2 protein-coding genes are annotated in these 2,531 nt (G+C 49.8%); both read right to left on the reverse strand.

Annotated features, from left to right (window positions below):
- Nucleotides 1-215: 215 nt before the first annotated feature.
- Complete coding sequence (istB, locus tag RBT11_20610) at nt 216-968, reverse strand: IS21-like element helper ATPase IstB (protein MDX9789184.1); 753 nt, start codon at nt 966-968, stop codon at nt 216-218.
- Nucleotides 965-2,464 (reverse strand): IS21 family transposase, encoded by a 1,500-nt coding sequence (gene istA, locus RBT11_20615; GenBank protein ID MDX9789185.1) that lies wholly within the window; start codon nt 2,462-2,464, stop codon nt 965-967. The genes istB and istA overlap by 4 nt, the downstream gene beginning before the upstream one ends.
- Between the last annotated feature and the right edge of the window lie 67 nt (nt 2,465-2,531).

Here is a 2,531-nt window from a genome sequence, read left to right on the forward strand (position 1 = left end):
CTTTGAACTGGGCATTGTGATATGCACCCGAAACCTGTTTGGAGGATAGGGCAACGCTGGGAAGCGACCCGAGCGCTGGGCAGGTGGTCGAAGTATGGAGCCGCATGAATGTTATGCGGCTTTTCCTTTAAAAACAACATACTTTGGTCTCCTTGGCGTTAAATCCCGGGGGTTTGGGGGCAGAGCCCCCATTTAGATCAGAACAATTGCTAAAGTTATTTTTTCTTTTTCAGGGTCTCTTTCAATCGATAACTTTCCCAGTTGCAGCTGATGATATGGGCTTTATGCGTGATGCGATCCAACAGGGCCGCCGTGAGATTTGGATCACCAAATACCTGTGTCCAGTCGCCAAATCCCATATTTGAGGTTATGATCACGGGCCTTTTCTCGTGGCGCTCGGCCAGCACTTGGAATAGCAGCTCGGATCCTTCTTTTGAAAATGGAACATACCCTAATTCGTCCAAGACAAGCACACTGTAGCCTGCATATCGCTTGATGACCCGGCCTAATACCTTTTCATCCCTGGCCTCAATCAACTCATTGGCAAGGCCGCATGCGCTTACAAATCGTGTCCTGTGGCCCTGTGAGCAGGCCTCCATCGCCAGTGCCGTGGCCAGATGCGTTTTGCCGGTGCCGCTTTTGCCTAACAAAATGATGTTACGCTTTTGGGCGATATAGCTGCCGCCGGCAAGTTCTTTTATATGCCTTGCATCCAGATCCGCCGCGGCTTCAAAATTAAAAGTCTCCAGCGGCTTTAATAGTGGAAAATTGGATTCTTTTATTCTTTTTTGGCAACCGTTTTCTTTTCGTACCTGAACTTCGATCTCGGTCAGATTCAACAAGAACTCTTCGTATGGTAATTTTAATTCTTTGGCCTGGCGCAGCTTTTCCTCAAGATGCTTGCCCATTGTGGCAAGCTTCATTGATTTTAAGTTGCTGACCAACAGCGCTTTTACCGCGGCATTCATACGTCACCGCCGATCTGCTGGTATACCGACACATCGGCAGGGGCAAGCCGTTGCCAGTTGGCCACGCTTTCAAATTGTTTGCATGGTTTTGATGAATGCCTTAAAACGTGCTCGATCGCAGCGCTGGAACCTGCATCGGCGGTCAGCGCCAGTTGTACCGCCGTTTGAATATCTTTTGCGTCAAACTGCTTGTAAAACATCAAAACCGTTATAAAATCTTTGATCCCCTTGCTGGTTCCCTGCTTGCTGCAAAACCGCTCCAGAAGCTTCTCAAGGCATTGTGGCCATGTTTTTCTCCACTGCAAAATGGGCCGGGCAGTATCAAACGATTGGGGCCGCTGCTGGATCAGCTCCAGATAATGATCCGGTTCAAGGCTCCACTTGTTGTTGCCGTATAGTCGATTATGCGCGGCAATCTTTTTGGAACCGTAAAATATCTCCACACGGTCATGGTGCATGATCACCCGTGCTCGCAAATGCGCATACCGCGTTGGAACTGAATAATGGTTTTTGTCGATCATCACTGTGGCAAATTTGTCTATTCCGGCCGATACCAGTGTGATGTTGCTAAACGGCACTTCAGGCAACGAGATCAAGTGATTTTTCTCGCCTTCGTAGAGTTCAGTGACGCTTTGCTGCCTTCCGGCGATCCGGTGGCCGCCATAGGCCATACACTCGTTTAAAAGTTTTTCATTTAACGCTTCGAGGCTTGCGGCGCGCGGCACCGGCACCATGTAATTGCGCCGAGCATAACCGACCAGGCCTTCTACGCCGCCCTTTTCGTGACCGGCGTTGCGGTTGCAAAAGCGGGGCTCGAAATTGTAATAGGCGACAAACTTCTTATAGCTTTCTTGAAGATCCCGCTTTTTGCCCAAATATACTTTTTGCACCGCCGTTGTAAGATTGTCGTAAATCAGCACGGGAAACACCCCTTGGAAAAACACAAATGCGCGAATATGGGCATCGAAAAACGCCTGCTGGCGCTCGCAAAAATAGCACTGCACAAAGTGCTTGCCCGAATATTTTGAACGCATACAGAAAAGCTTGAGCCTTACCGCTTCACCATCCAGGATCGCATAACAGGTGCCCCAGTCCACTTCAGCCTCACCGCCCAGTGTGGGCTGGCAGGGAATAAATACCTGTTGTCCGCTCAAACCGATTCTGAGCTTGGCTTCGCGAACATACCTTCTCACGGTGGCCTCCGAGCCCGCATAGCCAATCTCTTGTTGAAGGCGGTGATAAATCCTGACAGCCGTATGCCGCTGTTTTTTAGGTTGGCCCTTATCATCGTTGAGCCATTTATCAATGAGGGTCAAATGCGGTCCAAGCGCAGGATACGGCTGATGGACCCGTGGCCGGTACCCGGCATATTCACCCCTTAGAACCCGTTTGATCGTATTCTTAGAATGGCCCGTTTCCCTTGCTATCTGCTTGATTGTTTTGCCGTAAATCCGATGTGCGCTGCGTATGTAACTGTATTGATCCACCTTCAGCATCCTTTTCCCTCCGGCTACAGGATTTTCGTCGGATCATCCTTTACCAGAGCTGTTGACGGAAGGGGGG

This window comes from Desulfobacterales bacterium, assembly GCA_034003325.1.
In the GTDB taxonomy this organism is placed as follows: domain Bacteria; phylum Desulfobacterota; class Desulfobacteria; order Desulfobacterales; family JAFDDL01; genus JAVEYW01.

Excerpts from the sequence above, each read along its gene's own strand:
- istB (MDX9789184.1), bottom strand. The coding sequence starts at position 968 with ATGAATGCCGCGGTAAAAGCGCTGTTGGTCAGCAACTTAAAATCAATG.
- istA (MDX9789185.1), bottom strand. The coding sequence starts at position 2,464 with ATGCTGAAGGTGGATCAATACAGTTACATACGCAGCGCACATCGGATT.